This is a genomic window from Gluconobacter sp. ESL1110, assembly GCF_058107395.1.
The window spans coordinates 385,393-411,819 of the sequence record NZ_JBYLUK010000011.1; the positions used below are offsets into that span (position 1 = coordinate 385,393).

Annotated in this window: 23 protein-coding genes; 11 read left to right on the forward strand and 12 right to left on the reverse strand. The window is 58.6% G+C overall.

The window, feature by feature from the left end; genetic code table 11:
• Positions 1-20: 20 nt before the first annotated feature.
• The 6 genes from AC3B6F_RS15035 (at position 21) to AC3B6F_RS15060 (ending at position 6,193) form a co-directional block, all read left to right on the forward strand.
• Entirely contained in the window at positions 21-2,045 is a 2,025-nt protein-coding gene (locus tag AC3B6F_RS15035; RefSeq protein WP_023944818.1) for a potassium transporter Kup, read from the forward strand.
• Entirely contained in the window at positions 2,042-3,193 is a 1,152-nt protein-coding gene (gene hemW / locus AC3B6F_RS15040; protein ID WP_489824953.1) for a radical SAM family heme chaperone HemW, read from the forward strand. Before AC3B6F_RS15035 ends, hemW begins: the two co-directional genes overlap by 4 nt.
• Before the next feature lie 35 nt (positions 3,194-3,228).
• Positions 3,229-4,311, forward strand: coding sequence for a nucleoside hydrolase (locus AC3B6F_RS15045; RefSeq protein ID WP_489824954.1), 1,083 nt, complete (start codon positions 3,229-3,231; stop codon positions 4,309-4,311).
• Between the two features lie 22 nt (positions 4,312-4,333).
• Positions 4,334-4,753 (forward strand): DUF1489 family protein, encoded by a 420-nt coding sequence (locus tag AC3B6F_RS15050; RefSeq protein ID WP_010500908.1) that lies wholly within the window; start codon positions 4,334-4,336, stop codon positions 4,751-4,753.
• Between the two features lie 151 nt (positions 4,754-4,904).
• Entirely contained in the window at positions 4,905-5,798 is an 894-nt protein-coding gene (locus tag AC3B6F_RS15055) for a VOC family protein (protein ID WP_489824980.1), read from the forward strand.
• On the forward strand, positions 5,795-6,193 hold the full coding sequence (locus AC3B6F_RS15060) for a hypothetical protein (RefSeq protein ID WP_489824955.1): 399 nt from the start codon (positions 5,795-5,797) through the stop codon (positions 6,191-6,193). Before AC3B6F_RS15055 ends, AC3B6F_RS15060 begins: the two co-directional genes overlap by 4 nt.
• Positions 6,194-6,216: 23 nt before the next feature.
• Here AC3B6F_RS15060 and AC3B6F_RS15065 read toward each other — a convergent pair whose 3' ends face one another.
• From AC3B6F_RS15065 to rimP, 10 genes are all read right to left on the reverse strand, one after another.
• Complete coding sequence (locus AC3B6F_RS15065; RefSeq protein WP_489824956.1) at positions 6,217-8,217, reverse strand: FUSC family protein; 2,001 nt, start codon at positions 8,215-8,217, stop codon at positions 6,217-6,219.
• A 1-nt stretch (position 8,218) separates the two neighbouring features.
• Entirely contained in the window at positions 8,219-9,637 is a 1,419-nt protein-coding gene (locus AC3B6F_RS15070; protein ID WP_489824957.1) for an NAD(P)H-dependent flavin oxidoreductase, read from the reverse strand.
• Positions 9,638-9,701: 64 nt separating this feature from the next.
• Positions 9,702-11,852 carry a polyribonucleotide nucleotidyltransferase gene (gene pnp, locus AC3B6F_RS15075; protein ID WP_489824958.1) on the reverse strand — a complete coding sequence of 717 codons (2,151 nt, stop codon included), beginning with the start codon at positions 11,850-11,852 and terminating at the stop codon, positions 9,702-9,704.
• Between the two features lie 195 nt (positions 11,853-12,047).
• Positions 12,048-12,317, reverse strand: coding sequence for a 30S ribosomal protein S15 (gene rpsO, locus AC3B6F_RS15080; protein WP_010500901.1), 270 nt, complete (start codon positions 12,315-12,317; stop codon positions 12,048-12,050).
• Complete coding sequence (gene truB / locus AC3B6F_RS15085) at positions 12,277-13,278, reverse strand: tRNA pseudouridine(55) synthase TruB (protein ID WP_010500899.1); 1,002 nt, start codon at positions 13,276-13,278, stop codon at positions 12,277-12,279. The genes rpsO and truB overlap by 41 nt, the downstream gene beginning before the upstream one ends.
• A gap of 100 nt (positions 13,279-13,378) precedes the next feature.
• Positions 13,379-13,798, reverse strand: coding sequence for a 30S ribosome-binding factor RbfA (gene rbfA / locus AC3B6F_RS15090; RefSeq protein WP_010500897.1), 420 nt, complete (start codon positions 13,796-13,798; stop codon positions 13,379-13,381).
• Positions 13,795-16,590, reverse strand: coding sequence for a translation initiation factor IF-2 (gene infB / locus AC3B6F_RS15095; RefSeq protein WP_489824959.1), 2,796 nt, complete (start codon positions 16,588-16,590; stop codon positions 13,795-13,797). The genes rbfA and infB overlap by 4 nt, the downstream gene beginning before the upstream one ends.
• A complete protein-coding gene (locus tag AC3B6F_RS15100; protein ID WP_023944810.1) occupies positions 16,587-17,291 on the reverse strand; it encodes an RNA-binding protein in 705 nt (234 codons plus the stop codon). Before AC3B6F_RS15100 ends, infB begins: the two co-directional genes overlap by 4 nt.
• Positions 17,239-18,786, reverse strand: coding sequence for a transcription termination factor NusA (gene nusA, locus AC3B6F_RS15105; RefSeq protein ID WP_010500891.1), 1,548 nt, complete (start codon positions 18,784-18,786; stop codon positions 17,239-17,241). The genes AC3B6F_RS15100 and nusA overlap by 53 nt, the downstream gene beginning before the upstream one ends.
• 34 nt (positions 18,787-18,820) lie before the next feature.
• On the reverse strand, positions 18,821-19,435 hold the full coding sequence (gene rimP / locus AC3B6F_RS15110) for a ribosome maturation factor RimP (protein ID WP_010500889.1): 615 nt from the start codon (positions 19,433-19,435) through the stop codon (positions 18,821-18,823).
• Between the two features lie 202 nt (positions 19,436-19,637).
• Between rimP and AC3B6F_RS15115 the strand changes: the two genes are divergently transcribed.
• The 3 genes from AC3B6F_RS15115 to AC3B6F_RS15125 are packed head-to-tail and all read left to right on the forward strand — an operon-like array spanning position 19,638 to position 22,449.
• Positions 19,638-20,240 carry a hypothetical protein gene (locus AC3B6F_RS15115; RefSeq protein WP_061932739.1) on the forward strand — a complete coding sequence of 201 codons (603 nt, stop codon included), beginning with the start codon at positions 19,638-19,640 and terminating at the stop codon, positions 20,238-20,240.
• Positions 20,241-20,271: 31 nt separating this feature from the next.
• Positions 20,272-21,522 (forward strand): AAA family ATPase, encoded by a 1,251-nt coding sequence (locus tag AC3B6F_RS15120; protein WP_489824981.1) that lies wholly within the window; start codon positions 20,272-20,274, stop codon positions 21,520-21,522.
• A gap of 3 nt (positions 21,523-21,525) precedes the next feature.
• Complete coding sequence (locus tag AC3B6F_RS15125; protein WP_489824960.1) at positions 21,526-22,449, forward strand: hypothetical protein; 924 nt, start codon at positions 21,526-21,528, stop codon at positions 22,447-22,449.
• A gap of 67 nt (positions 22,450-22,516) precedes the next feature.
• On the opposite strand, the gene AC3B6F_RS15130 is transcribed toward AC3B6F_RS15125, so the two are convergent.
• Together AC3B6F_RS15130 and AC3B6F_RS15135 are read right to left on the reverse strand one after the other, a co-directional pair.
• Positions 22,517-24,085, reverse strand: coding sequence for an ABC transporter substrate-binding protein/permease (locus tag AC3B6F_RS15130; RefSeq protein ID WP_062505249.1), 1,569 nt, complete (start codon positions 24,083-24,085; stop codon positions 22,517-22,519).
• On the reverse strand, positions 24,085-24,870 hold the full coding sequence (locus AC3B6F_RS15135) for an amino acid ABC transporter ATP-binding protein (protein WP_489824961.1): 786 nt from the start codon (positions 24,868-24,870) through the stop codon (positions 24,085-24,087). Before AC3B6F_RS15135 ends, AC3B6F_RS15130 begins: the two co-directional genes overlap by 1 nt.
• A 171-nt stretch (positions 24,871-25,041) precedes the next feature.
• On the opposite strand from AC3B6F_RS15135, the gene ccmA reads away from it, so the two are divergent.
• Complete coding sequence (ccmA, locus tag AC3B6F_RS15140; protein ID WP_489824962.1) at positions 25,042-25,671, forward strand: heme ABC exporter ATP-binding protein CcmA; 630 nt, start codon at positions 25,042-25,044, stop codon at positions 25,669-25,671.
• A complete protein-coding gene (ccmB, locus tag AC3B6F_RS15145) occupies positions 25,668-26,333 on the forward strand; it encodes a heme exporter protein CcmB (RefSeq protein WP_061932746.1) in 666 nt (221 codons plus the stop codon). The genes ccmA and ccmB overlap by 4 nt, the downstream gene beginning before the upstream one ends.
• The last annotated feature ends 94 nt before the right edge of the window (positions 26,334-26,427 follow it).

The window sequence follows — 26,427 nt, forward strand, 5'->3', positions numbered from 1 at the left end:
GTTTCCTGCGATGCCCGTAAATGGAACCACCGATGCCAGAACACGACGGCGATAACGCTCCCCCTCCTCGTCCCGGTGTCGGGGTACCAGTGGAGAGCGGCGAAGTCCTGCAAACCATCGATCAGGCCCGCAAGGATGGAAACACCGCCGAACTTGGGGATTCTGAAGGCAGCAGTCACAAGAAGCCGGTAGGCTTTGGTGCACTTCTTGCCGTTCTGGGTGTCGTGTATGGCGATATCGGAACAAGCCCGCTCTATGCGCTTCAGTCTTCGGTCAATATCGTCGGCTCCGCCAAACATCCGGCCGCCGCATGGGAGATTATGGGGCTGGCCAGCCTGACGTTCTGGGCGCTCATGCTGATCGTGACATTCAAATATGTCCTGCTCATCATGCGCGCCGATCATGATGGCGAGGGCGGTATCATTGCCCTGATGTCCCTGGCCCAACGCGTCTGCAAATCACAGAGATTCCGATGGCTGTTCGGCCTCGTCGGCATCGCGGGCACCTGCCTGTTCTTTGGTGACAGCATCATTACGCCTGCCGTGTCCGTTCTTTCTGCCGTCGAGGGCATTGAAATCGCGGTTCCATCCGCCAGCCATGTCATCATCCCGATCGCCATGATTGTTCTTGTGGCGCTGTTTGCGGCACAAGCCATGGGAACGGGGAAGATCGGCAAGGCTTTTGGTCCGATCATGGTTGTCTGGTTTGCGGTTCTGGCCATTCTCGGTGTACGGGGCATTGTTCTATACCCCCATATCCTGCTGGCCCTCTCCCCGACCTTCGCGCTCGAATTCATCGTTCTGCACGGCTATCTGTCCTTCATCGCACTCGGTTCGGTCGTTCTGTCCGTAACGGGTGCGGAGGCACTTTATGCGGATATGGGGCATTTCGGCCGCGCGCCAATCCGCAAGGCGTGGCTGTTTTTCGTACTGCCGTCCCTGACATTGAACTACTTTGGTCAGGCCGCCCTGCTGATCCACGATCCAGCCACACTCGCCAATCCGTTCTATCATCTTGGCCCACACTGGGCGCAGATCCCGCTTCTAATCCTTGCCACCTTCGCAACCGTTATTGCGTCTCAGGCAGGGATCTCGGGCAGCTTCTCGCTTTGCCGTCAGCTCATCCAGCTTGGTTATCTGCCCCGGACCCGCATTGTGCATACGAATGCGGATGAGGAAGCGCAGATTTATCTGCCATCCCTGAACTGGATTCTGGCCTTCGGGGCGCTAGTGCTGGTGCTGTCCTTCCGCTCCTCTGCCGCACTGGCTGCGGCTTACGGCATCGCTGTGACCGGCACCTTCCTGTGCACCTGCGTCCTGGCCATGGTGGTCTTCCGCCGCACCTTCAAATGGAGCGCTGTGGCCGTTGGAGCCGTGTTCGGTCTGTTCTTCGTTGTGGATGCGGTCTTCTTCTCCGCCAACGTGCTAAAGATCCCCGATGGTGGCTGGGTCCCACTCGCAATCGGCATCATCAGCACCATCGTCATGACAACATGGAAGCGCGGCCGTGGCCTGATTGCCGCCAAGCAGCAGGCAGATTCCATGCCGATGGCCTCGTTTCTGGCTCGCCTGCCGCAGTCCCGCACCATCCGCGTTCCGGGCCTCGCCGTCTTCCTGACGGCCAACCCGGATGTGGTCCCGAACTCGCTGCTGCATAACCTGAAGCACAACAAGGTTCTGCATGAGCACGTCATGTTCGTAACCGTGCAAAACCTTGATCAGCCGGAAGCCGAGCGCGGACACCGCACGATCGTTCAGGAACTGGCGCCGAACATCAATCGCGTGATCGTCCGCTACGGCTTCATGGAAATGCCAAACCTGCCGCGTGCCCTGATGGAACTGAAGGCGCTTGGTGTCGCGTTCGATGCCATTCAGGCCTCCTATTTTACATCCCATGAGCTTGTGGTTCGCTCCCGCGTTCCCAAGATGCAGCTCTGGCGGATGTGGCTGTTTCTGCTCCTCCTGCGTAATGCTGCCTCGACCACGGAATTCTTCCGCATCCCGCCTGATCGCGTGGTGGAGTTCGGCGTCCGGATTGCAATTTGACCGAACCTCTTTCCCTATACATTCACTGGCCGTTCTGTCTGGCGAAGTGCCCTTACTGCGACTTCAACTCCCATGTCCGGGATGAAATCCCGCAGAAGCGCTTCGCCGCAGCCCTGCGTCGGGAACTGGCACATGACGCGGCCCGTCTGGGCCGTCGGCCCCTCCGCTCGATCTTCTTCGGCGGTGGCACACCGTCCCTGATGGCTCCGGAAACAGTCGCAGCCCTTATCGAAGACGCACATACGCTCTTCGACGCCGAGCCTGATCTGGAAATTACACTGGAAGCCAATCCGACAAGCGTGGAAGCCGGGAAATTCTCTGCCTTCCGTCAGGCAGGCGTGAACCGTGTGTCTCTCGGGGTGCAAAGCCTACGGGACGACGCACTCAAAATGCTAGGCCGGGAACATTCGGCCGGACAGGCCATTCAGGCACTTGAAACTGCCCGCTCCCTGTTTCCGCGCATTTCTTTCGATCTGATTTACGCCCGACCGGGCCAGAGCGATTCTGACTGGGAGAACGAACTCTCCACGGCATTGGATCTCGTGGCCGATCATCTGTCGCTCTATCAGCTTACAATCGAACCCGGTACGAAGTTTGAAGCCCTGCATCGCAGAGGCGAACTCACCCTGCCGGATGCCGACGATGCTGCACGCCTCTATGACCTCACCAGCGAGACGGCGGCCCGACATGGCCTCCTGCCCTATGAAGTCTCCAACTACGCCCGACCGGGTGCAGAAAGCCGCCATAATCTGACCTACTGGCGTTACGCGGATTACATCGGCATTGGCCCCGGAGCGCATGGGCGCCTCACACTGGACGACGGATTATACGCTACCCGACGCCATCGCGCGCCCGAACCATGGGCAGAGCGCGTTGAGCAAACAGGATCTGGCAGCACTGACGAAACGGCCCTGTCCCCTGAAGAAAAAGGACGGGAAGCTCTCCTGATGGGGTTACGCCTCTCCGAAGGGATCCACGAAACCCGCTTTGCCCATCGTACGGGCCGGACACTGGAAGACTGCGTAGATCCGTTCATGCTCGAAGCCTGCCTGGAAGAGAATTATCTCATTCGGGAGGGGGGTATTCTGAAAGCAACGGCCGAAGGCAGACTTCGTCTTGAAGCATTGCTGGCAAGATTGGTCACTTGAGGGCATGATCGGGCGTTAATTAACAGGACGAGACCATGCGCCGATCCATTCTCTCTGCCCTCTTTGCTGCCTGCGCCCTGACCGGCATTGCTTCCGCTGCCCCTGGGGCTCTTGGATACTACATTCAGGATAACGACTATCTCGGCCCAGGTGGATCAGACATCCAGTCCGTCATTCCGCTGCTGAACCGCGACAACGTCAATCTTCTGGCCCTGACCGTCACGGTTGGCGATGACTGGGAAAACGCGGAATCGGCCCATCTGCGTCGTTTCCTCGAAATCGCCAAGCAGACCCAGATCCCTGTAGCCGATGGCGCAACGCTGCCGCTCGTCAACACGGTGGCTGCAACGCGACTGCGTGAAAAGCAGTACGGTACCATCCCCTGGAAGGGCGCCTGGGGCGGCCTCGGCTCTATCGACAAGACGCCCGCGACCCAGCCTGCTCTCGGCAAAATGCCGGACGGGACGCCGCACATGGCCGTCGATCCGCTTCCTGCCGCCATGGTTCTGATCAAGGCCGTTCACGACCATCCCCATCAGGTAACGATCATTGCCGCAGGCCCGCTAACGAATCTCGCACTTGCCATCCGCCTGGACCCGACCTTTGCAGCAACTGCCAAGCAGCTTGTTTTCATGGGGGGATTGCTGGATTCCAGCATGATGTCCGTCACGGGCAATGCTGACTTCGCTTCTGACTTTAACATGATTGCAGATCCCGAAGCCGCACACATCACACTGACGGCTCCGTGGGCATCCATCACCTGTGTCGGCAATGTCTCGAACGATATCATGATGACGCATGAACTGATGAGCCGCATCGCGGAGAAGAAGACGCCGGTTACGGAATATCTTCAGAAGTTCTACGCACCCCTGCCGTTGTGGGATGAGCTGACATCCGCCATCGCCGTCGAGCCAGATCTGGTGACGAAGTCCGTCGATGCCTATATGGATATCAACACGGCTCCGGGCATGGATTACGGCCACGCCCATGTCTGGCCGGATGCAACAGCACCTAAAGGAATGGGCCTGCAGAAGGTGAAGCTCGTTCAGTCCGTAGACACGAAGCGCTTCATCAATGAGTTCGTCGCCCAGGCACAGAACGCCATGGGGACCCACTAAGACCTAAAGAAAGGCAACCGACATGCTGAACATCATCAAGCTGGCCGTCGGTTGCCCGACCATTGAGGTTCTGCGGGAACGCATGAAGCATCCGCGGGTGAACGGTCATGGCGCCGTCCCCACGCGCACGATGCCCAAACGGGCCGCCGAGGTTCTGGACGGCGGCTCCCTGTATCGCGTTATGGACGGCATGATCCTCTGCCGTCAGCCTATCATTGGGCTGGAGGCCTGCCGGCGCCCGGATGGCACTGAAGGCACGCTCATCGTCGTGTCAGACGACATCATACCCGTACAGCCGCGTACGATGCGTCCCTTTCAGGGCTGGCGCTATCTGGACCCGAAGGATGCGCCTCCGGATCTCGGACAATCTGCTGGTGGCGACGGCATCGCTGATCTCCCTCCGCATCTACGTCGGGAACTGGCAGAGCTGGCTCTGATCTGATCCAGCCTTTTAAAAGGGCCGATCTGGAACAAGATAACGGAACGTGCGTTGAATGCTCACGTCATGCCTGCTCCGCAGGCGCCCTCCTGTTCTGCAAGGAGACCATCCGTTGTCGTTGTTTCAGATGCACACACGCAAAATCCGGCGATCCATCGCCCTCCTTCTAGGGACAGGCCTATCCCTTGCCGTCGCGCCCCAGCTTCACGCTGCAGACGTATCGGCGCCTGTGCCCAATGCTCCCGCAAAAGAGCAAATTCTTCCCGGCAAGATCGTTTACGCCCAACTGACCACGCCGGACCTCGACAAGGCCAAAGCCTTCTACGGCTCCCTGCTGGGTTGGAAGTTCAAGGACGTCACAGTCTCAAAAGGCCGATACACACAGGCGATCGTCAACGGACGACCTGTTGCCGGACTGGTCGAACGCCCGAATATGGTCGCGCATGGTGACCCGCTCTGGCTGCCATTCATCTCTGTGCAGGATGTCAGAGCCGCAGCAAATGCCGCAAAGGTCTGGGGCGGCCACATCCTGTTTAAACCGCAGAACGTGATAGGCCGAGGCGATGAGAGCGTTATTTCAGACCCACAGGGCGGTCTGTTTGCAGCCCTGCGCTCCGCCACAGGCGATACCCCCGATGACACGGTGCCCCCGCAACAGGGCGAATGGGTCTGGAATGCGCTGCTAACCAGCAAACCTTATGAAGCGGCTGGCTTTTATCAGAAACTGTTCGGGTATCAGGTTGAAGCGGCGCCGGACGCAAAACGGGGAAGCGCCTATCTTCTGGAATCCCAATCCATTACACGCGCCACAATTAACCCGCTGCCTCCCCGCTTGCCAGATGGCGCACATGCACGCTGGATGAACTTCATTCAGGTCGACAGTGTCGGGGCCACAGCTCAGAAGGCGGCTGAACTCGGCGGGAAGGTTCTGGTTCAGCCTCATCCTGACCGGCAGGACACCATCATTGCCATTCTTGCAGACCCTTCCGGGGCGGCGTTTGGCGTAATGGAATGGCATGACACCACCGCCACAGGAGATGCGAAATGATCACTCACCTGTCACGCACTCTGGCACTGGTCGGTGCTTTCTCCCTCGTTCCCTTTCTTTCAGGCTGTGTCGGGTATGACGGATATGGAGGCGGCGGTTACGGCGGCAGCTACTACAACACGGGCTGGGGCGGCGGAGGCTGGGGCGGCTGGGGCCCGGGCTACGCTGTCGGACCTTATCCAGGCCGAGGAGGCCGTTGGCAAGGAGGCCGCATAGATCGTGGCGGTCATATGGGCGGGCACCCTGGAGGGGGACCTGGGGGTGGGTTCTCAGGGGGCGGTCGTCCGGGCAGAGGCCCAGGTGGAGGCTCTCACGGCGGTCCCGGTCACGGTGGCGGCGGTCACGGGCCTGGTGGCGGAGGTGACCGTGGTGGCGGCCCAGGCGGTGGACGTTAAGCCACTCGCCGAACACCACGACCCTATGGCTTCGGAAGCGTTTCTGAGAGAGCGGGTACTGTGCGATCCACTCTCTCAAGGGCCGCAATCTCCGATCTGATTTTTCCGCTTTCGAGTTCCTCTGCAATGTCGGCAAGCGGCTCTCCGGCGGAAAGAGCCTCTGCCTTAGCCTGCCAGAACATAGCAGTCTCAGGATCAGGCACGCACAGACCTGCCGCCATATCAAAGCGCAGAAGCGTTACCTCACCGCTCAGGCGCCGCAACGACCGCAAAAGCTTGTGCGTGTGTTCGCTTTCCTGCCCGACGCTCGATAAACCACCCAAAATTGGTAAAGAACCACGCGCAAATTCAGCTCGCGTCGTGTCTACTCCGGCCTGGCGTTGGGCTCTGTCTGTGGTGAGAGTGTCATCACCATTTAGTACGGCAGCAAGATATCGCAGATTGCCAACAATCGCAGAACGCAGCAGGCCATTCATATCCTGTGTGACACCTTGCGGACAAACCGCAAAAGCACAGCCGAGACCTATCAGGCTGCCCACCGTATTATCGAGAATACGTAACCACGCGATGCCATGAGACGGCATCGTCATTTCCGTCACAATAATAAAATGCGCACTCAGAAACATGACGAGCAACGTGTAATTCACGGCTCGCATCGCAATCGCGCCAATCACGAACACCGCGAGCGCCACGGCCATTTCCGGCAGGCCCGGCAGGAATGGCGAAACCGCCAGAACCAGAACGCCACCACCAATTGTGCCCAGAACCCGTTCCAGAGCTCTTACGAGGGTGGTCTGACCGGAAGGCTGGATCACCAGAAGAAACGCAACGAGTGCCCAGAACCCGTAGCTGAGACTTAGCCATTGCGTCGCCAGATATGTTCCCAGAAGCCCGACAACCATCCGCAATGCATGACGCCAGATCACGGGCGTCAGACGGGCCACATGCCGTGGAGCTTCGGCGTCAAACGGCATCCGGGCTTTTTCTGCCAGCCCGTCCGCAAGATTACCCAATGTGTGTGCACTGGTTGCGACAAGCTCGCTAATCGTACCGGAACGAACGCGAATACTGCCAGCAAGCGCCAGCGCCTCCTGAGACAACGCTTCAAGATCAGGAACAGGCGCAAGGGCGGCCTCACTCGCATGCTGGCAGAGAGCAGAAAACGCAGCCAGCGTTCCGCGGGCCTCAAAGTCCAATCCGCGTGTTTCCACAAGATGTTCGACGGCCAACATGGCCGTAAACAGACGTTCCGCACCGGCCAGAGACGCAATCAATCGGGCACGCATACTGTAGCTGGCATGGCCCGCGTCAATCTGGAGCGCGACACCCCTCGCCCGCTCAATCGCCGTTCGGATTGTCTGCCGGTGTACGGTTTCCTGCAATCGGCCTGCAGCCAGTTCCCCAGCCATCACCGAGAGCAGCCTGTAACACCCTCCCACAGCACGACGTGCAGGAGCGTAGGGATGTTGTGGCCAGAGAAACAGGCATAGGAAAATGGCCCATACGCCTCCACCACCAAAGGCGTAACTGATGGTCAGCGCATCCGGTAGCGTATGGGCCGGGAAGCCAATACCAGCCAGCATGACACAGCCCAGAAGGGCACAGAGCAACGCCATGCTCGGGACAAGCGCCCGCGCCAGCCCCACGAATAATCCTGTCACGATCAGCCAGGGCAGAACGCCCCAGAAAGGCGATGTGGCAATCAGGGAAGCAATACCGCCCAGCACGGCACCCGCAACAGTGAAAATACCCAGAATACGGAACTGCTCGCGCGCCGTGCCACCGGGTTCAATCAGGCAGCACCAGAACGCTGCAAACGCAGCCCAGGCAAAAACAGCCTGATGAAAATAAAGAGCAGGAAGAAGGGCAACAACGGTTGCAAGGGCCGCCCGGACACCCTCAGCCGGAGCAAGCTGCTCGGGGCTGAGAGGAACCGAATGACGGGCCAAAAACTGGGACAGGAAAGTCAGGTGACGGGTGCGGTTCAATGAAGCCTGTCGCGTCAGTAGATCACGCACCGTCATCTTATCGTCCTGTTAAAATACGCTCCACGAGCTGGCCCACTGTAGGAACAAATCCGTTTGCATAAAAGGGATCGGTTCCGAAACGCCACGCGTTCGTGCCACCAAACATCAGGTTGTGGTCAACCACATCATCCGCATGTTCATCATTCGGAGCATGGGCAATGGTCTGAAGCGTTTTCTGGATGCAGAAGGAACGCGGGTCAGCTTTCTGTCCATTGGTATAAGGCTCTCGCTGCATCCAGTTGGAGAACTTACAGGCGGACAGACAGCCCATGCAGTTCGTCTGGTCCGCCAGAATTTCGCGAGCACTGTCTGGCGTCACAAACACCAGTGTATCATCCGGTGTACGAAGCGCTTCCGTGTAGCCCTGGGCTTCCCAACCAGCGATATGCTGACGATCTGTGGAAGAAACAAACACTTCACGTTTGCGCGCGCCCACACCGTAAGAGGCATCCAGTTCTGCAGTTGCTTCCGGGCTATAGGCGACCTGTCGCTCGGAACGACCGCGCAGATCCTGCATGAAGCTGTTGTTCACGGCGGAAGAATAGAAACCCGTTGGGGAGAAGCGGTTGAGATACACATCTCCCTTCTTCAACGTCAGAAGACGGCGCTTCCACGCATCGGGGATCGGGCTTTCCTTCGTGAGCAGCGGACGCGTTCCAAACTGAAACGCAATCGGCCCGAGATCCGGGTTCCCGATCCAGTGCTGCCAGTCTTCAAGTGCCCAGACACCACCCGCCATGATGATTGGGGTCTCATCCAGACCATACTGACGCATAACCCGACGCAGTTCGAGGACGCGCGGGAACGGGTCTTCCGGGTTCAGCGGATTTTCCGTGTTGGATAGACCGTTATGGCCACCAGCCCGCCACGGATCTTCGTAGACTACGCCCCCCAGCAGTTCTGGAGCCTTGCTGTAAGCCCGACGCCAGAGCGCGTTAAACGCACGACCGGAAGACACGATGGGATAATACGGAATACCGTGCTTGACCGCGATTTCCGACAGGCGATACGGCATGCCCGCACCGCAGGTTAGACCGTTGATCAGACCCGGGGCACCCTCAAGGATACCCTCGATAATCTCTTCTGCGCCGCCCATTTCCCAAAGGATATTGGCGTGGAGACGACCTTTGCCGCCAGCAATCTCATGAGCGATCTTCGCCTGCGCGATACCACCATCAATCGCATAGCGGATCAGTTCGCGCTGCCGCTCACGGCGAGTGCGACCATGATAGATCTGGGGAACAGGACGCCCCTGTTCGTCATAGCTGTCAGCGTTGACGGCGGAAATAGTTCCAATTCCGCCGGCAGCAGCCCAATGACCTGCCGAGGTACCGGTGGAGACAGAAACACCTTTGCCTCCCTCAACCAGCGGCAGAACATCCTGACCACCAAAACGAAGGGTGTCGATCAACTTCATGGGGACTCGATGTCTCCGATACTCACATAAAAAAGGCGGGGCCTTGCGAGCCCCGCCCGAGGACTCACTCGGCGTCGCGACGGGGCGGACGGCCAGGCTTGGCCCCCACGCTCTCCGTAATATCGGCACCGGTTTCCTGATCGACAACCCGCATGGACAGCTTGACCTTGCCGCGATCGTCGAAGCCGATGACCTTGACCTTCACGGCATCGCCCTGCTGGACGACGTCGGACGTCTTGGCAACGCGACCCTGCGTCAGCTCGGAGATGTGAACCAGACCATCACGAGGACCCAGGAAGTTCACGAACGCACCGAAGTCCGCCGTCTTCACAACCTTACCGTCATAGATGCGACCGATTTCCGGCTCTGCGACGATGCCTTCAATACGGGCAATCGCCTTCTGGGCCTGCTCGTCATTGGAGGCAGCGATCGTGATTGTGCCGTCATCACCAATGTCCACCTTGGCGCCGGAATACTCGACGATCTCGCGGATAACCTTACCGCCGGAACCGATCACATCGCGGATCTTTTCCTTCGGCACGGACATCGTGGTGATCTTCGGGGCATTGCCGGACACGCCTTCACGGCCTTCCGTCAGAGCCTTCGACATTTCGCCAAGGATGTGGATACGGCCGCCACGAGCCTGTTCCAGAGCGATCTGCATGATTTCCGGCGTGATGGACGTGATCTTGATGTCCATCTGAAGGGCCGTGATGCCCTGCTCCGTACCGGCGACCTTGAAGTCCATGTCACCCAGATGATCTTCATCACCCAGGATGTCGGACAGAACCGCAAAGCCACGATCTTCCTTGATCAGGCCCATGGCAATGCCAGCGACCGGACGCGGCAGCGGCACACCGGCATCCATCAGCGCCAGAGACGAACCGCAGACGGTCGCCATGGAGGAGGAACCGTTGCTTTCCGTAATCTCGGAAACCACGCGCATCGTGTACGGGAACTGCTCCTTGGACGGCAGCAGCGGATGCAGAGCGCGCCATGCCAGTTTGCCGTGACCAATTTCACGACGACCCGGGGAGCCCATACGACCACACTCACCGACCGAGTACGGAGGGAAGTTGTAGTGCAGCAGGAAGTTGGAGCGGTATTCGCCTTCAAGCGCGTCAATGACTTGCTCGTCCTGGCCTGTGCCAAGCGTCGCGACAACCAGAGCCTGCGTTTCACCACGGGTGAAGAGCGAGGAACCATGCGCACGCGGCAGGATACCGACTTCTGCAAGGATCGGGCGAACCGTCTTAAGATCGCGACCGTCAATACGGATGCCCGTCTTGAGGATAGAGCCGCGAACGACCTGTGCCTCAAGCTCCTTGAGCATCGGCTTGGCCAGTTCAACGTCAAAGCCTTCTTCCGCCAGAATCTGGTTGATCCGGTCCTTGGCCTCGCCAACCTTCTTGTAGCGGGCCTGCTTGACGCGCTCCTTGTAGGCTTCGGCCATCAGCTTGTTGCCGACCTTCTCGACGCGCTTGCGAAGGGCGATTTCTTCCTTCGACAGCGTCGGCAGATCCCACGGAGCCTTGGCGGCGTGTTCAGCCAGAGCAATGATGGCTTCGATCACAGGCTGGAAAGAGGTGTGACCAAGCGTCACGGCTTCCAGCATGGTCTCTTCCGAAAGCTCGCTGGCTTCGGATTCAACCATCAGCACGCCTTCGGACGTACCGGCAACAACGAGATCCAGGGTGCTGTCCTTGACTTCGGACAGCGTCGGATTCACGACGAGCTTGCCATCAATGCGACCGATACGGGCCGCACCAACCGGACCAAAGAATGGAATGCCGGAAAGCGTCAAGGCAGCAGAGCAGCCGATGAGGGAAACAATCGCCGGATCGTTTTCCATGTCGTGGCTCAGAACCGTTGCCGTGACCTGAACTTCGTTACGGAAGTTCTCCGGGAACAGCGGACGGAGCGGACGGTCGATCAGACGTGCATTCAGCACTTCTGCTTCAGACGGACGGCCTTCGCGCTTAAAGAACCCACCCGGGATCTTGCCAGCTGCATAAGCCTTTTCCTGATAATTGACCGTCATCGGGAAGAAGTCCTGTCCCGGCTTGACGCTCTTGGCGCCCACAGCCGTACACAGAACAACCGTGTCACCATAGGTGACCATGACAGCTCCGTCAGCCTGACGGGCAATCTTACCGGTTTCGAGGATCAGCGGGCGTCCGGCCCACTCGATTTCCTTACGGAAATAATCGAACATATCGTTCTCCTAAACTAGGAACGAGCCATCATCTGGACAGTCCGGCAGGTGACGGAGCAGCGTTTCGGACGGCATGGCGGTGGCAACGGGAGAATACCCGCAACGACACCATGTGGCCTGAAACGCCGGTCGCGCACCCCACCTGCGGAACATCCGATGGCAGGGATGTCCGGGGGCAAGCCCCCGGACGACGTATCAGCGACGCAGGCCGAGACGCTCGATCAAACCCTGATAGCGGGCCTCATCCTTGCGCTTCAGATAGTCCAGCATGCTGCGACGCTGACCGACCATCATCAGAAGACCACGACGGGAGTGGAAATCCTTTTTGTGGGTCTTCAGGTGCTCGGTCAGGTTGACAATGCGCTCGGTCAGGATCGCGACCTGAACTTCCGGGGAGCCCGTGTCGGTCTCGTTCTGGCGGTATTCAGCGATCAGAGCCGTGCGGCGTTCTGCAGTAATCGACATCGTGTTCTCCAAAAAACTCGTGGTTTTCCAGCATCCGTGCTGCCCTGAGCCGTCCATCGCGGATCTGACACAGGCCAATCACGTGCTCTCCGATCATCGCACGCCACAGTTGGTCTCCCTCCTGTGACACGGCCGGCAGAGGATACGTCAGATCAGCGGGGTCAAGAGACTGCCCCCAGATCAGTATCCTTCCCTCCGCTTCGGTAACGGCCAGCGCCGGGATGTCGACCAGCGCGGTCGCTACATCCAGCAGAGGAGCCGGAAGAGCATCGGCCTTGTCCACAGTTTGAGCCGATTTGTCCAGTGCTATCTGATCTATCGTCATGGCATGGGACAAATCGAAAGGTCCGCATTTCGTCCTGCGAAGGACTGAAATATGCCCGACCGTTCCACACGCCAGAGCAATGTCGCGGGCCAGCGAGCGCATATAAACACCCTTGCCAGATTGGACTTCAAAGAGTGCCGTGTCCGCATCAGGACGCGACACCAGAGTTATCGAATCGATACGTGCAGGGCGTGGAGGAAGCTCAGGCGGACGGCCGGAACGCGCCAGATCATAAGCGCGCTGACCACCAACACGCAGCGCTGAAAAGACAGGAGGAACCTGCATGACGTCACCGGTCAAAGATGGCAGGCAGGCGCGGAGTTCTTCATCCGTCGGACGATAGGATGAGGTTGCCAAAACCTCACCTTCCAGATCATCAGTCGTGCGGCTTTCACCCATCGTCAGCGTGAACTGGTAACGCTTTGTCGCATCCATGATGTAGGGGATGGTGCGTGTAGCCTTGCCGAAAGCGATGGGCAAGATACCAGAAGCCAGAGGGTCAAGCGTACCAGCATGGCCAGCTTTCTGAGCGTCAAATGCCCAACGCAGCTTGTTGACCATATCTGTTGAGGTCGGACCAAGTGGCTTGTCGAGAATCAGCCAACCGTCAATCTCGCGTCCACGTTTTCTCGCCACTGTCCCAGCACCCTTTGTCCATGATCGGGCGCTGATAGACCAGTCAGACGGGTAAATGCAAAAAACTCCTCCTGACGAATGTCAGAAGGAGTTTTTCAAATCAGTCTTCCAGATCGCGCTTCACTTCCGGAGACCGGAAAAGCTGATCCAGTTCCATCGCATTGTCCAAAGCCGTATCTGGCTGGAAATGGATTTCGGGAACAGTCCTGAGCCGAAGCATCTTGGACAGACCCGTGCGAAGGAAAGGAGCAACCCGCTTCAGCGCCGGAAGAACCTCTTCCACATCGCTGCGCCCCAGACGGGTTACAAAAGCCGTCGCATGACGAAAATCCGGAGAAATCCGAACTTCCGTCACAGTCACATGAACATCCAGCAGTTCCGGATCACGGAACTCCGTACGGGCAAAGATTTCCGCCAGAGCACGACGGACTTCCTCAGCCACCCGAAGCTGCCGGGTGCTTGGTCCGTGAGCAGAGACGCCCGCCGGACCTTTCAGGTCATTTCTGGAACGTGAGCTCAAGCCGGGATCACTTCCATCTCATAGCACTCGACGACATCGCCTTCGCGCAGATCATTGTAACCTGCGAAGGACAAGCCGCACTCATAGCCACGAGCCACTTCCTTGACGTCGTCCTTGAAGCGCTTGAGCTGGCTGAGTTCACCCTGATGGATGACCACGTTCTCACGCAGCAGACGCACGCCACAGCCACGCTTGACGAGGCCTTCGGTGACATAGCAACCGGCAACCTTGCCAGTCTTCGTGATGTTGAAGACCTGACGGATTTCCGCATAGCCCAGGAACTTCTCGCGATGCTTGGGCGCAACCTTGCCCTTCACCAGCTGCTCTACGTCGTCCGCCACCTGATAGATGATGGAGTAATAGCGGATGTCCACACCTTCACGCTGCGCCAGTTCACGAGCCTGCGTTGTCGCACGAACGTTGAACGCCACGATGATGGCATCGGAAGCCTTGGCCAGCTGAATGTCGCTTTCCGTGATCTGGCCGACAGAGGCGTTCAGAACGCGGATCGCAACTTCTTCATGGGCAAGTTTCTGGACTGTCGTCGCAATGGCTTCAGCGGAACCCTGCACGTCAGCCTTGATGAGAAGGGCAACTTCCTTCTGATCACCAGCCTGAATACGTGCCAGCATCTGGTCAAGCGTTCCACGAGCGGCAACCTGCGTTGCAGCCTGTTTGTCCTTGATCACGCGCTGACGGAATTCGCTGATCTCACGGGCACGGGCGTCGTTTTCAACAACAACGAACGGCTCGCCAGCACCAGGAACACCCGTCACGCCGAGGATTTCAACCGGCATGGAAGGACCAGCATCCTTAAGCTGACGTCCACGATCGTCGAGAACCGCACGGACACGTCCCCATTCCGCACCTGCGACAACAATGTCACCACGGCGAAGGGTACCCTTCTGAACCAGAACAGAAGCAACTGGGCCACGTCCACGATCCAGACGGCTTTCGATTACCGTACCTTCAGCCACACGATCCGGGTTAGCCTTCAGGTCAAGCATTTCTGCCTGCAGAAGAATGGCTTCTTCCAGCTTGTCCAGACCAGTGCGCTTGAGAGCAGACACTTCAATGTCCTGCGTGTCACCACCCATGGCTTCCACGACGATTTCGTGGCTGAGCAGCTCCTGACGGACACGATCCGGATTTGCACCTGGCTTGTCGATCTTGTTGATCGCCACAATGATCGGAGCATTCGCAGCCTTGGCATGCTTGATGGCTTCAATCGTCTGCGGCATGACGCCGTCATCCGCAGCAACCACCAGAACAACCACGTCCGTCACGGATGCACCGCGAGCACGCATGGAGGTAAATGCCTCATGACCCGGGGTATCAATGAAGGTGATCTTCTTACCGGAAGGCGCCGTGACCTGATACGCACCAATATGCTGCGTAATACCACCGGCCTCTCCACCCGCCACATCAGCAGCGCGCAGGGCATCCAGCAGGGACGTCTTACCATGATCGACATGGCCCATCACGGTCACAACCGGAGCACGCGGCTTCAGGTCTTCCGGACGGTCCTCGACACCTTCAATACCGATTTCAACATCGCTCTCGGCAACGCGCTTCACGCGGTGGCCGAATTCCTCGACAACCAGTTCTGCCGTATCACCGTCAATGCTCTGCGTTGCCGTCGCCATGACGCCCATCTTCATGAGCGACTTGATGACTTCACCCTGACGGGACGCCATACGGTTCGCCAGTTCGGCAACCGTGATGGTCTCCGGCACGATCACGTCACGAACGACGCGAACCTGATCCGAACGCAGACGCTCCAGTTCGGCCTGACGACGCTCGCGATCACGCTGACGACGGACCGAAGCCAGTGAACGGGTCTTACCGTCGTCACCTTCAATCGCTGCACGCACGTCAATACGTCCGCTACGACGATCGCTACCACCGCCAGCGCCCTTGCGGGGTGACGGCTGTGCAGAACGACGCTGCGCCGCGCCACCCGGTGCGCCACCACCGCCACCACTACGGCGGGCAGGGGCACGACGTTCCTCATCACCGCCTACATTGGCAGCAGCCGAGCGCAAGTGAAGGGTTTCCCCACCACGCGGCTGAGCCGGTGTAGAGGCAGGAGCCGGACGAGCCGTCTGAATGGGGCGCTCCGGCATGATGGCACGTTCTGCCAGCGGACGAAGACGCTGAACCGGCGCGGCCAGCTGAACACCGCCAGTTGAATGGCTGCGCGGATCAAGAGGAGCAGAGCGCGCGGCTTCTTCGGCTTCACGTTCTGCCTGACGTGCGGCACGTTGGGCTTCCTGCTCAGCATGGATGCGCGCTTCTTCGGCGGTACGGACAGCCTGAAGGTCACGTTCTTTGCGAGCGGCCTCTTCAGCAGCCTGAGCCTCGACAGCCAGGCGCTGTTCTTCCTCGGCACGGCGAGCTGCTTCTGCAGCCGACATGATCTGGATTTTTTCTTCTTCGCGACGCGCAGCTTCCTCGGCTGCAGCTTTCCGCTGCGCCTCGAGAACGCGCTGGCGGGTCGCAAGCTCGGCAGCCGTCAGGGCGCGACCGCCGGCACCAGCACCACGTCCACCACGCGCACCACCTGCCGGGCCACCAGGACCAGAAGTTGCACGCTTGGGCTTGCGCACCTCAACCTGCACGACCTTGGATCGGCCATGGCTGAAGCTCTGCCGTACGGAGCCGGCATCCACTGTACGACCAACATCCTTGCGGCCTGCGGGGCGTAGGGACAGGCGGCCGCTCTTGTTCTGTTCGCCGCCCTGTGATGGGGTCTGTGTTCCGTCCTGGTTGCGCTCGTTGCCGTCGCTCATAGTTCCGCCTGTTCCTTACTGACCCCTGCGGGGTCTGGGAGTGGACGTCCTGCCACTCCCGAAAATCTCTCATGTTCGGCGATCAGGCGCTGTGCCAGCGCACCCGGCGCCATCACCGCATAGACCGCCCGGTCCCGGCCGAACGCCGAAGCCAAGACGCGATCGGGAACTGTCACCACCGGCAGAGAACGCCGGCCCGACACCAGTCTGGAGAACTCGTCCGGACTTGCACTTTCCGAACGGATCACCACCCCTGCCCTACCGGAAGTGAGCCACTCCCGGCATTTCTGAAACCCGCAGACAACCTGCCCCGCTCTTCGGGACAGACTGACGGCATCCAGCATCCGCTGTGTCAGACCGGCTTCGACGAGATCCGCCAAACTGTCCGGTACAGACACCTGAGCCTTCGCAGCACGTGCGAAAGCCTGACGGGTGCGGGGGCTATCTAACACATCCCGGCTAGCACTCAACCACATTCCCCGACCCGGCAGCTTTGCCGCCAGATCAGGCACAACCCGGTTATCCGGGCTGACTACGAAACGGATCATGCTCTCAGGCGGCTTCTGCTCTCGAGTCACGAGGCAGCGCCGCTCTGAACTGCGGCGCCCTAGAGCACCACGAACGGGACCATTATCAGTATCAGAAATATCAGACGTCGGTCGACTCCCCGTCCTGCTTGTCGGCTTCAGCCGATTCGTCACCTTCGAACCAGTGTGCTCGAGCAGCCATGATGACTTCATTTGCAGCATCTTCATCCATGGCATCGGCGCCAAGAATGTCCACAAGTTCGTCACCAGCCAGATCGGCCAGATCGTCGAGCGTCTTCACACCCTTCTCACCCAGCGTTACCAGCATCTGGTTCGTGAAGACTCCGAGGTCAACAACATCGTCCGTCACGCCAAGCGCCTTGCGCTTGTCGTCCAGCTCCTGTTCCTTGCCAGCCAGATACTCGTTTGCACGGAGCATCAGCTCTTCGGCAACGCTCTCGTCGAAGCCTTCAATATCATGAAGCTCGCCCGGGTCCGTATAGGCCAGTTCCTCAATGGAATGGAAGCCTTCTGTCACCAACAGACTTGCAATCACGTCATCCACGTCAAGGGAGTCCACAAAGAGACCTGTCCGCTTGCGGAACTCTTCCTGACGGCGCTCCGATTCCTCGGCTTCTGTCAGAATATCGATGTCCCAACGCGTCAACTGGCTAGCCAGACGCACGTTCTGACCGCGACGACCGATAGCGAGCGAAAGCTGCTCGTCAGGCACCACGACTTCAACGCGCCCTGCTTCTTCGTCCATCACCACCTTGCTGACTTCAGCAGGAGCAAGGGCATTCACCACAAACGTGGCGGCCTGCGGGCTCCAGGGAATGATGTCGATTTTCTCGCCCTGCAGTTCAGCCACAACAGCCTGAACGCGGGAGCCGCGCATACCAACACAGGCACCGACCGGATCAATCGCTGCATCGCGGGAAATCACAGCCATCTTGGCACGGGACCCAGGATCACGGGCAACAGCCTTGATCTCAATGATCCCGTCGTAGATTTCCGGCACTTCCTGAGCAAACAGCTTCGCAAGGAAAGCCGGATGCGTACGGGACAGGAATATCTGTGGTCCGCGCGGCTCGTCACGCACATCATAGATGTAGGCGCGAACGCGGTCGGAGTTGCGGAAAGACTCGCGGGGGATCAGTTCGTCACGACGCAGAAGGCCTTCGGCATTGCCGATTTCGACCATCATGTTGCCGTACTCGGTCCGTTTGACGGTACCGTTGACGATCTCGCCTACGCGATCCTTGAATTCGTTATACTGGCGCTTACGCTCATATTCGCGAACGCGCTGAACGATGACCTGCTTCGCCGTCTGGGCAGCGATACGTCCGAAATCGATCGGCGGCAGCGGATCAACGAGATGCTCGCCAATCTGGATTTCCGGCTGGAACTTGCGGGCGATGTGAATGGGGATCTGCGTGTCCTCATTCTCCACCTGCTCGACAGCTTCCGTCCAGCGGCTGAGACGAACTTCGCCCGTCTTACGGTCGATGGTCGCGCGAATATCCTTCTCGTGACCATACTTTGCGCGGCCGGCCTTCTGAATGGCCTGCTCCATCGCTTCCAGCACTTCCTCGCGGTCGATGTTCTTCTCGCGCGAGACTGCGTCTGCGACCAGCAGCAGTTCAGGGCGGATAACAGATGTGTCCATCAGATCGGACCTCCAGCCAGCATGAGACGGGTCATTAGTTCTTCTTCCCCGGCTTCTTCGGGTTCAGTTTAGGAACGCGGGGCGTCTCGCCATCGCTTTCCTCGTCGGACGAAACGCCTGACAGGGCAGCACTTGCCTCGATCAGGGCATCCGTCAGCACCAGACGAGCCTTGCGGACTTCCGTCAGCGGCAGCTCTGCCTCGGTGCCGTCATCCAGACGGATAACACCTTTACCATCCCGCGCGCCCATCACCGTTCCGGAGAAGCGGCGACGGCCATTCAGCGGCACATCAAGTTCAGCCTTGGCCAGATGCCCGGCGAATCGATCCCAGTCCTTGGCGCGGGTCAGCGGACGGTCGATCCCTGCGGACGACACCTCCAGCATCCAGGCCCCAGGAATTGGATCATCGACATCAAGAATGGCGCCAACAGCGTGGCTGATCTGCTCGCAGTCATCCACAGAAATCAGGGAGCCGTCTGCACGGTCTGCCATGATCTGGATGGTCGGGGTGTCGCGCCCGAGAACGGAAAGACGAACGAGCTCGTAGCCCAGATCCGCCAGAGTCGGCGCGATCCGCTCTGCAATACGGGCTTCAAGGCCCGTGAGATGAGGCAGTTCGAGACCGGAAGATGTGTTCTGTTGAGGCAAGACAAAAAAGGCGGCCCGTCAGGGCCACCCCCCGAAAAGAGCGGAAGATGAATGGAATGGCATCTATTTAGGCCCTCGCTCCTCTCAATGCAAGTAGAAGCACAGGGAAGCTGCCATGCAGGGGATTCGAAAGATTTGTTTACATTTATCCAGACGCAGAATGCTTGCCTTGGAAGGCCTGTCGGGGTGAGATGACTATCCGATGACAATCCAACCCGAGCCTAAACCACAACTTCTTCCCCAGCAGGAAACGCCTCGCAGTCGTTCACTCTGGGCGGGAGGAACCCTTCTGGCCGTTGCGTCCATCGGAGCGGGAGCTTTTTTCTTTACGCACTCTACTTCAACGCCAGCGGCGGCAACACTCGCTTCCTCAGCTGGCAATCAGACAGCCAGCGCTGCATCGACCTTTCAGGCAGATGCTCAGCTTTCCATGATTGCTCCTGGGGACGCTCCCAAAGCATTGGCAGGCACCAGCTTCACGGAACAGCAGAAAATCAGCATCCTGGCTGCCGTCAAACGGGGCGACATGCGACTTGTGGAAATGCCTGTTCTTGATGGCGCAGGCGTTACAGGGCAAACCGTTGATGTTACAGTGTCAGGGTTCACGCAGCGTATTGTTCTGACAGGAAAATTCCAGCACCTCGTGCTCCCGATTGTGGAAGCAGCGCAGGTCACGATTGATCCCGTCACCATGCCTCATGCCCCCGCTCTCACCATCGGTGCCCTAACCGCTCTTGGCCCCGAAGCCCTGCCAAGCCTGACTGCGCTGACCCAGCGTATCGTGCTTGACGTGATTGTTCAGTAAAGGCCTCCCGGTGCTTAAGTCGATCGTCCCCATGCTCAACCGGGCCATGCCACTCATGATGGCGGCCTTCCTAATTTTGGCGGTCATTCAGGTGGCCGTCATGCTACATCTGTCCCTGGACGGGCTTTGGCGAGCCATAGATTGGATGCGCCCCGCTTACCTGCCCCTCGCCGGGACAGGCGCAGCACTCACCGCTTTAGGCCTCGCCTACGAAACTTCTGCTGAAAAACTGGCACGCCGTGGGCTACGCCGGAGGAAAGGTTTGATCATGGATGTTCTCAGCCGGCTGACCAATCGCGGCGCCCTCGAAGAACTCATGGCCCGCGAACAACGCGAAACCGTCATTGATGCGGAAGAACTCGCCGCCTCCCTTCGCGCCCGCGTCATCGGGCAGGATCGCGTCTGCGAAGATATTGCCCAACAACTTCGGCGGCGACTGGCTCTTCAGGTCCGTGGCAAGCCTGTTGGAATTTTTCTGCTGGCTGGCCCCCCTGGCACGGGCAAGACCTATTTGGCCAAACAGATCGCAAAGCAGATGGAGCGACCCCTCCTGCATTTCGACATGACCCAGATGTCCAGCCCTCATGCAGCAACCCAGCTTTTCGGTTCTCCGAAAGGCTATGTGGGTTCCGACACGTTCGGCAAGCTGACAGGCGGCCTCAAGGATCAACCAGATGCGGTCGTTCTGCTGGATGAAATCGAGAAAGCACATCCAGATGTCTTCAAGAAGTTTCTGACGGCCTGGAACGACGGCCATGTTACGGAGGCTTCCACCGGTGAGCAGGTTTCCACCACACGCGCCATTTTCATGCTGACGTCCAACATCGCCACCGACGCCCTGACGGAAATTGCAGACCGGCTTGAAAATGAGCCGGACAAAATGCGAGCCGAGTCTGTGGAAGCTCTTAAGCGAGCCGGCTTTGCGCCGGAAGTTCTGAACCGCCTTGACCGGATCTTTGTTTTTCGCGCTCTGAGAGGGCTGGATCTGGCACGCGTTGCAGCTCTGGAAATCGAAGCCATGATTGAAAGCTACGGCCTTCATGTCGAGACAGGCGGCATTGATGCCGCCCTGCTCTTCCAGGTCATGGTCAAGCAGAAGAATCTTGGAACGGGAGCCAGCGCACGCGATCTGGTTCGCTCCATTGAGGACATGGTCAGTGAAAGCCTGATCGTCGCGCGACAGCAAGGCGCGAAAATGGTCCGCCTTTCTGCCGGAGACGATGGCGTCAGAGCTGAAATCTCAAAGGATGCAGATATACAGCTCGGTCGCCTGAGTCACTGATCCATGACAGCATTTGGTCGGCTTTGGCGCCGTGCGCCGCTCTGGCGCACAAGCCTTTTCATTATGGTGGGCGGCATGGGAATGGCAGCATTCTTTCCTACCCCCGCACTCAAGAAGCATCTTCCATGGCTTCCGGGAAAAGCTCCAGGAGCCAGTCCTGCACCTACACAGTCCGCACAGGGAGACGGCGGCGGCACGTCGAGCAATAGCCCTGATAGCGTGACGGCCCCGGATCCCGCTATCATCCAACAGGCTGGACTGCACCTGGCCGGGCGCATCATTCCTCTTCCCGTTGGCGAATGGCACCCTATTCTGGCGGCACGCACCGGACCGCACGGCGAGATTTCCCAACAGGTTCTGGCCAGAACGTCCCTTGGTGTCGTTTCGGGCGTCATAGTCGTCGAGGCCAGCCAGCAGCCCCTGCCGCCCCAGGCCGTAGATGATCTGGAACGCCCCTGCCATGATGATCGGAACTATGCATCCCAGATTGTGGAAAAACAGGGCCTGGTCGAAGAATGTGCCTATATCGGCAACGCCTTCATTCTGTCCGGAGCTCCCAACGGTGGCCCTTTTGTGAGTGCAGCTTTCGACCGCATGAACACTTTGGGTTTTCCCATCCCACCGCTTATGATCACACTTGGATGGTATCACGCAGCGGCTCAAGGCACACAGGGCGTCCAGATTGAAGCGGTGGAAACCCTGATTGCCCCAATCGAGCCGGGCTCACGCCAACTTCTGGCCCCTCCCCCCGTCTGGACGAAGGATGGGATCAAGACCAACCCGGCAGCGGCGAAATTTATTTCCGACGTCAAGACATGGATGCCCGGATGGACGGATCTGCTTCGTAGGGGATTCGATGGCAAGCTGGATGCGAATGCAATCCCTATTGCCCCTACCAGAGATCCGTCTGCCCCCAAAACGCCCTGAACTCTGTCAATGTCTGAGTAAGTAAAGGTCGCGCTTAGAGCACGACCTCTACTGCCTTCAAGTTGTCTCAGTGATGACCGACATTCCCGCCCATGCTGCGCCCCATCCGACGTTCTGCCATGCGGGCCAGACGCACGAAGGGCAGACCCAGCAACAGATAGGCAGCGCCCACCATCAGGCCTGTTCCGAAATAATCGTAATAGGTGGATGACAGGCGCACATAGGTCTGGCTGAGCTCCGTCAGAGTGATAACGGAGACCAGCGAACTGTCTTTGAGCAGGGAGATGAAGTCGTTGGTCATGACGGGCACAACCGTGCGGAACGCCTGCGGCACCACAACCAGACGCAGGGCCTGCCAGTGCGTCATGTTCAGAGCAATTGCCGCTTCCATCTGCCCACGCGGAACGGAGAGCAGGCCCGCACGATAGTTCTCGGCCTCATAGGCAGCGTAATTCAGTCCAAGGGACAGGACACCGGCCATGAAAGGCGACAGGCGAATTCCAAATGCGGGCAGGCCGTAGAAAATGAACAGCACCTGAATTAGCAACGGCGTACCACGCACGATTTCGACATAGAAACCGGCCGTCAGACGCAGTACAGCGCCACCGTAATGTCGGGCCAGAGCAAGTAAAAGCCCCAACGCAACAGCAAGAACCATGGCAAGCGCAGAAACCGCCAGCGTCATGAGAGCGGCCTGCCCAATCAGGGGCAGAAAACCGACATAGCGATGAACCAGAACTTTCCAGTTATTTCCCGTCGTACTGGCCATGGCGGCCCGGTACCGGTCCCATTCCACCGGAGCGATGTCCGGATGGGTATGGTCGCCGGTATAGTTCTCCATCAAGGGAGTCCACAGGTTCCAGCGTGCCAGAATTTTATGGAGCGTTCCGTCCTTGATGAGTTCGCCAAGGGCTGCATCCACCTGATCGCGCAGCGCACGGCTTCCAGGCGCAAAGGCGATGCCATACTCCATGCTGCCAATCGGTTCGCCGACCAGCTTCATGTCATCGGAAATACTGCCGTAATACATCGCGATGGGTGCATCGAGCAGGATCGCATCCAGTCGCCCGTTCCGAAGATCTGAAAAGGCGTTCGTCTCTTCTTCGTAAGACCGGATTGTGGAACCACCCTGTCGACGGAGCATACGCTCAGCAGTCGTATCCTTAATGGTTCCGATCTTGTGCCCCTTGAGCGCCTCCATCGTGTCGAGGCCAGTCTCATCCTTGCGCAGAATGATCCGCTCGCTCGTCACATAATAAGGGCGAGAAAACAGAACAGCCGCCTTGTGTTCCGGCGTCATTTCGATGCCGTCCACAACCATGCTGTACAGATCGCGGGACAGACCGGGGATCAGGCCGTCCCAGTCGTTCTGAATAAAGCGCCCTTTGCGGTGCATCTTCTCAGCAATGGCGTTGACCAGATCATACTCGAAGCCGGTCATCCGGGATTCATGTTCCGGGTCATGGAACACATAAGGCACGTTGGCCTCACCGTCCGAAGCCCAGGGCAGGTCCGTACTATCCTTTGCTCCCGGAACAACCAGCGGTGCAGCAGTCTGCTCGTCAGCAGCTACAGCATGAACGGACGGCGCCAGCGTAAGAGCCAGCACAACGAGACACGCAAAAAACTTGTTCATTACAGCAGCGTCCGCAGGAAGCGTCGTGTGCGCCCCTCTTTCGGGTTGGCGAACATCAGGTCTGGATCACCGCTTTCGACGATTTCCCCACCTTCTACATACAGTACCCGATCAGAGGCAGCCCGGGCGAATCGCATGTCATGTGTCACGACAAGCTGCGTCATGCCATCATCGTCCAGATCCCGCATGACGGAGAGAACTTCTTCCGAAAGCTCCGGATCCAACGCAGAAGTCGGTTCGTCATACAGCATGACGGAGGGCTTCATCGCGAGTGCACGCGCGATGGCGGCCCGCTGTTTCTGCCCGCCAGACAAACTGTCCGGATAACGGTTTTTGACGCCAGACAGACCAACCTTCTCCAGAAGGGTACAAGCGGTGGCCTGCGCCTCATCCCGTGAAACACTCTTTACATGCATGGGCGCCATCATGACGTTATCAATGACGGTTCTGTGCGGAAAAAGATTGAAGGCCTGGAACACCATACCAACATGCGCGCGAAGGCGATGAGCCTGCGCTTCATTGGAGCGTGTCCAGTGCTTTCCGTTACAGGACAGCGTCACGTCTTCAATGCGGACAGTCCCGGCATCCGGATGCTCGAGGAAATTAAGGCACCGCAGGAACGTGGATTTGCCACAGCCCGAAGGGCCAATGATCGAGATCAGCTCGCCACGTTCAACATCCAGTGACAGACCACGAAGAATTTCGTTGCCATCAAAAGACTTGGCGATTGCGCTCGCCTGTAACACCAGATCAGTCAGTGCCGGATATCCCTTCAGAAGCCTCACGACCTTGCAGCCGCCCAGCCCTCATAACGAACCTCGCTGCAGCTATCGAGACCTTTCCTGCACATGACTTCGAGAATTCACCAGATTGCAGCTTTTCGGACACCCCCTTGCAGTTCTTTCCTCCAGGGTCTCTAAGTCAGGCAGGACTGTGAACGAGACAGAATACGACACATGATACTCCAGCCTCCGTCTTCCGCGCCTCCTGCGCTCCTTCTGGATGTCAGGGATGTTACGGTGTTCCGCGGTGATCGACTGGTGCTTGATGGGGTGTCTCTTTCTCTGTTTTCCGGGGATGCAATGATCCTGACCGGCCCGAATGGGGCTGGAAAATCTACGCTTCTCAGAACCATCTCCGGATTACGCAAACCGGATGGCGGAACGGTCGACCGTCAAACAGAGATCGCCTGGCTGGGCCATCAGGATGCGCTGAAGCCCGGATTAACACTGATCCAGAACCTTGCCCTTGCTGAGAAGCTCGGCAAAAGCCAGATGAACAAAGTTCTGGAGGCTCTGGACCTCGCATTTCTGGCAGATCTGCCTGCCCGTTTGCTTTCTTCCGGGCAGAAACGTCGGGCCGCTTTTGCGCGTGTCATGTTATCAGGCGCGGGTCTCTGGCTTCTGGATGAACCCACTGTCGGGCTGGATGTGGCGAGTATCGAACGACTTGGCGCCATCATGGCAGAGCATCGTGCAAAAGGGGGAGCCATGATCGTGACGACACATGTTCCCCTCCCCCTTGAAAACACCCGTTCGCATGAACTGCCCTCTCTTGCGAATACTGAACCGCTCTGGCTGTCATGACTGCTTTTCTTGCCCTGATCGACCGTGACCTGCGTATGGCCTACCGGTTTGGCGCCGATACGCTGGCATCTCTGCTCTTCTTCATATTGTGTGGCAGTCTGTTCCCGCTGGCGCTTGGTCCGTCCCCTGACCTATTGCGCCATATGGGCCCCGGTATTGTCTGGGTCTGTGCGCTACTCGCCTCCCTGCTTCCCCTGGACCGTCTGTTCGGCTCAGAATTGGAAGACGGCTCCCTAGATTTGCTGATGCTGACCGGTCTACCCGCTTACGCCGTTGCGTTTGCCAAGATGATCGCTCACTGGCTGACAACAGGATTGCCTCTGCTGATCGCCGCCATACCGCTGGGAGTCATGCTTGGCGTTAAAGGCACCGAACTTCCCCTGCTTCTTCTGGGATTGATGCTGGGAACGATGTGCCTGTCTCTTCTGGGCGGTATGGCGGCATCCGTGGTTCTTGGAGCCCGACGGGGAGGCGTACTTCTGCCGTTGCTGGTCCTGCCTCTTGCAACACCAGTTCTGATTTTTGGCGCGGCCTCGTCTTATGCCGGACAGTTGGGGACCTCTTCGGCTGCCGGATTCGATCTTTTGGGGGCGTGCCTTCTGGCTATGCTGCCTCTTTGTCCGCTCGCTGCAGGACAGGGCCTTAAAGCCGCAGTCGGCTAGGACGCGACGCTACTTACAGCCTTACATCATATGGATTTTACAGCCGCTTCTCTTCGAGAGAGCTGGACAACGGCTAATATCACCCTTCGTTAAT

Coding starts and splice junctions, on each gene's coding strand:
- AC3B6F_RS15035 (WP_023944818.1), top strand. CDS start 21: ATGGAACCACCGATGCCAGAACACGACGGCGATAACGCTCCCCCTCCT.
- AC3B6F_RS15045 (WP_489824954.1), top strand. CDS start 3,229: ATGCGCCGATCCATTCTCTCTGCCCTCTTTGCTGCCTGCGCCCTGACC.
- AC3B6F_RS15050 (WP_010500908.1), top strand. CDS start 4,334: ATGCTGAACATCATCAAGCTGGCCGTCGGTTGCCCGACCATTGAGGTT.
- AC3B6F_RS15060 (WP_489824955.1), top strand. CDS start 5,795: ATGATCACTCACCTGTCACGCACTCTGGCACTGGTCGGTGCTTTCTCC.
- AC3B6F_RS15065 (WP_489824956.1), bottom strand. CDS start 8,217: ATGACGGTGCGTGATCTACTGACGCGACAGGCTTCATTGAACCGCACC.
- AC3B6F_RS15070 (WP_489824957.1), bottom strand. CDS start 9,637: ATGAAGTTGATCGACACCCTTCGTTTTGGTGGTCAGGATGTTCTGCCG.
- pnp (WP_489824958.1), bottom strand. CDS start 11,852: ATGTTCGATTATTTCCGTAAGGAAATCGAGTGGGCCGGACGCCCGCTG.
- rpsO (WP_010500901.1), bottom strand. CDS start 12,317: ATGTCGATTACTGCAGAACGCCGCACGGCTCTGATCGCTGAATACCGC.
- infB (WP_489824959.1), bottom strand. CDS start 16,590: ATGAGCGACGGCAACGAGCGCAACCAGGACGGAACACAGACCCCATCA.
- nusA (WP_010500891.1), bottom strand. CDS start 18,786: ATGGACACATCTGTTATCCGCCCTGAACTGCTGCTGGTCGCAGACGCA.
- AC3B6F_RS15115 (WP_061932739.1), top strand. CDS start 19,638: ATGACAATCCAACCCGAGCCTAAACCACAACTTCTTCCCCAGCAGGAA.
- AC3B6F_RS15120 (WP_489824981.1), top strand. CDS start 20,272: ATGCTCAACCGGGCCATGCCACTCATGATGGCGGCCTTCCTAATTTTG.
- AC3B6F_RS15125 (WP_489824960.1), top strand. CDS start 21,526: ATGACAGCATTTGGTCGGCTTTGGCGCCGTGCGCCGCTCTGGCGCACA.
- AC3B6F_RS15130 (WP_062505249.1), bottom strand. CDS start 24,085: ATGAACAAGTTTTTTGCGTGTCTCGTTGTGCTGGCTCTTACGCTGGCG.
- ccmA (WP_489824962.1), top strand. CDS start 25,042: ATGATACTCCAGCCTCCGTCTTCCGCGCCTCCTGCGCTCCTTCTGGAT.
- ccmB (WP_061932746.1), top strand. CDS start 25,668: ATGACTGCTTTTCTTGCCCTGATCGACCGTGACCTGCGTATGGCCTAC.